The 3310-nt window shown below is 68.9% G+C and carries 5 protein-coding genes; 2 read left to right on the forward strand and 3 right to left on the reverse strand.

Annotation, left to right across the window (positions count from 1 at the left end):
* Nucleotides 1-607 (reverse strand): alpha/beta fold hydrolase (locus tag JWP83_RS11000; protein WP_297729984.1); only part of this gene is annotated, 607 nt, incomplete at its 3' end.
* Between the two features lie 222 nt (nt 608-829).
* Between JWP83_RS11000 and JWP83_RS11005 the strand changes: the two genes are divergently transcribed.
* Both JWP83_RS11005 and JWP83_RS11010 read left to right on the forward strand, forming a co-directional pair.
* A complete protein-coding gene (locus tag JWP83_RS11005) occupies nt 830-1297 on the forward strand; it encodes a MarR family transcriptional regulator (protein WP_297729986.1) in 468 nt (155 codons plus the stop codon).
* Nucleotides 1298-1449: 152 nt separating this feature from the next.
* Entirely contained in the window at nt 1450-2145 is a 696-nt protein-coding gene (locus JWP83_RS11010) for a GntR family transcriptional regulator (RefSeq protein ID WP_297729988.1), read from the forward strand.
* Between the two features lie 4 nt (nt 2146-2149).
* Here JWP83_RS11010 and JWP83_RS11015 read toward each other — a convergent pair whose 3' ends face one another.
* Both JWP83_RS11015 and JWP83_RS11020 read right to left on the reverse strand, forming a co-directional pair.
* Entirely contained in the window at nt 2150-2647 is a 498-nt protein-coding gene (locus JWP83_RS11015; protein WP_297729990.1) for a (2Fe-2S)-binding protein, read from the reverse strand.
* The coding region (locus JWP83_RS11020) for an FAD binding domain-containing protein (protein ID WP_297729992.1) at nt 2644-3310 on the reverse strand (667 nt) is incomplete at its 5' end. The genes JWP83_RS11015 and JWP83_RS11020, both read right to left, overlap by 4 nt.

Genomic DNA, 3310 nt, shown 5'->3' on the forward strand with positions numbered 1-3310 from the left:
GGATCGTCGTGCCCACCAGCTCCGACTGCCCGGCACCGTCCGCACTGCCGTCGATGACCAGCGCGTCGGCCGTGATCAGGCCCAGGCCTTCGACGGTGACGAAGCGCTTGCTCGCGGCGAGATAGTCCGCGACCGCCTCCGGATCGTTGCCGGCGTCGGCGATGATCCCGCGAAGCAGGTTCACCATGGGATTGTCCGTGGGTTCCGCCGAACGCAGACTGTCGATGAGCGGCTGGTTCATGGCCGCGCTGTGCATCCCGCCGGTCAGCACGGCGTCGGCGGCGGCGAGAACGGCGATCCGCTCGAACAGGTCCGGCTGCTCGCTCGCCGCGAGCAGCAACGCCCACGCACCGGCGGAGAACCCGATGGCGTCGACCGAACCGTGCTTGGCGGCCTCCTCGAGGAGGAGGTCGGCGGCGTCGCGCTGAGCGGCATCCTTGGCTGTCCCGTGGCCGGGAAGATCGACGCCGATCACGGTCCGGCCGGCTGCTTCGAGTTTGTCGACCCAGCCGTTGCGCCGCCACAGCGATTCGAAGTTCGACCCCATGCCGTTGATGAGAATCACCGGCCGGTCGACTGCCGCACTGACCGAGCTTGAGTCGCTCATGCCTTTTTCTCCTTGTCACGGTTACTGGAAGATCGCTTGCGGTAGCGGGCGCCGGCTACCTGTTCAAGCGCGAAGGGAACTCAGGACCCACGATCGACCCTGGCAGGATAGTATTTGCCAAGATGTTCTTTGTCAATACTAGTCTGATGAGGACACCGGCGGCCGGACGGCACGGTCTCGATCTGATGACGCCACGGCGCGGACATTGGGTACGATGCCGACATGGAAGGCTCCGAACATCCGTTGCACGGCGACGTCAACTGGCTGCTGAACCGCGCTTGGCTCGGATTCGGCCAAAGTAAGTCCGCCGCACTGGAGGCGACCGGGGTGACCCTCAAAGAACACTTCGTGATGGTCGCGCTGATGTCCTCGCCGATGACCCAGCTGGAGTTGTCCACGCTCGTCAAGATCGACAAGTCCGTCATCTCCGCGACCCTGGACTCCCTCGAGACCCAAGGACTGGTTGTCCGAACCCCGGATCCGCGGGACCGCCGGGCTCGCCGGCCGACCCTGACCGCCCGCGGCCGCAAGCTCTGCCAGCGTGCGACGACCGCGACACAGAAGGCCGAGCAGGATCTCCTCGACCGGGTCGACCCCGCCCAGCGGCAGGCCTTCCTCGACGTACTCCGGCACTACGCCTTCTCCGAGTTCGTCGACGCTCCAGGGTTCACGCGGGACCTGCAGAAATAGGGACTGACCGGCAGACCTGACCTTAGCCGCGAGTCGGAACACGGTCAAGGACTATTCAGTCCTTACTGTACGCGCCCGGGCGGTGCTCGCGCAGTGGTCGACACAGCCGCCGGAACCGGCGATCGCGGAGCCCGGCGAGATACAGTTGGCTCGTGGTTTCCAACGGACGTTCCAGCGATCCCCCAGCCGGTGCCCGGCGAGCGCGCGGCACCATGCGCTTGGGCGCGCTGGCCCAGCAGGAGATCAAAGCCCGGCTGCTGGAAGGGGTCTACACCGCCGGGCAGAAGCTGTCGGTGGAGGAGCTCAGCGCCGAGTTCGAGGTCAGCAGGCAGCCGATCATGGAGGCGCTGCGCGTGCTGTCCGCCGACGGGCTGGTCACCATCATTCCGCAGGTCGGGTGCCGGGTGGCCAGCTACGGCGCACAGGAGGTGCGCGACTTCTTCGCCCTGTTCGCCGGGATGGAAGGCGCCGTCGCCGCCCTCGCCGCGACCCGGCGCACCGACGCGGATCTGCGCGCCCTGAACGAGATATCGGCCCGCATCGGGGCACTGGTCGACGAGGAGGACCTCACCGAGCGGGCCCACGCCTACCGCATCCGCAATCGCGAGTTCCACGCGCAGATCCACGCGATGGCCGACTCCGCGATCATCGCGGACCTGAGCCAGCGCATGTGGGACCTCAGCGACTTCCTGATCAACACCGCCGAGCTGACCCAGCCGCTGCACAGCGTCGCCCACCGCCACGTCGATCACGAGAGCATTCGCCGGGCCCTGCGGGCCAAGGACGGCGAGCTGGCGCGGCGCACCCTGGAGGACCACATCCTGGCCAACGTCGTCGAGGCGCACTGACTCCCTAGCGGCTTGCCGCGTCGGGTAGGCCGGAGGCCGCGGCCCGTACTGACTCGACGATGCTCTGGTAGCCCGTGCAGCGGCAGATGTTGCCGGCCAGGGCCTCCCGGATCACCGCGTCGGTCGGGTCGGTGTCGCGGGCCAGCAGCCAGCGCGTGGCGAAGATCTGGCCCGGGAGGCAGAAACCGCACTGAAAACCGTCGTTGTCCCAGAAAGCCTGCTGCACCGGGTCCAGCTCACCGCCCTGCGCCACCCCCTCCAGAGTGGTGATCTCGGCGCCCTCGGCCGCGGCCGCCAGCACCAGGCAGGACTTGACGGGCTGCCCGTCGAGCTCCACCGTGCATGAGCCGCAGTCGCCGTTCAGACATCCGGCGTGAGTGCCTTTGAGACGAAGCTGCTCGCGCAGCACTTCGACGAGCAGGTGCCGGTCTTCGCACCGGACCCGGCAGGCCCGGCCGTTCACCGTCATCGTCACGTCCCGATCCGGTACGGGTTCGGTCATCGGTTCTCCTCCAAGGTTCGGCGCAGGGCACGGCGCACGACGACCCCGGCCACCATGCGGCGGTAGCTGCCCGGGGCCAGCTCGTCGTCCCAGGGTTCGCCGATCCGCGCGGCCACCCAGTCGTCGACTTCGGCGTCGCTCAGGAGCCAGCCGGCGTCGTCGAGTACCGGGGCCAGGTCGAGTTTGATCGGCCGGGTGCTGATCGCCCCGAGCGTGACCGTGGCGCCGAAGTACCCGCCACCAGCAGGCGGCAGTACGGCCGCGGCGGTGGCGATGGGCCAGCTGCCCTCGGCGAGCTTGAGCTTGTAGTAGCCGAGCCGGGCCGCCCGCGTCGCCACCGTGACCCCCGTCAGCAGCTCGCCGCGGCGCAGGTCCACCCGGTAGGCGTCGAGGAAGAACGCGGCCGCCGGGGTGGTGCGGGGCCCGCCGGGTCCATGCAGGTGCATCGTCGCGTCCAGCGCCACCAGCGCCGCGGGGACCTCTGTGGACGGATTGGCGTAGGCGGCGGAGCCGCAGATCGTGCCCTGGCAACGGATCTGCGGACCGCCGGTGATCCCGCCCGCCACCCGTTGCAACAACTGCGCCGCGCCGGGGAAGGCCGACGCGGTAAGCAGGTGGGCGTAGGTGACCGTGGCCCCGATGTGGACGCTGTCGGCCGTGACC

Source organism: Mycobacterium sp. (assembly GCF_025965855.1).
Lineage (GTDB): Bacteria > Actinomycetota > Actinomycetes > Mycobacteriales > Mycobacteriaceae > Mycobacterium.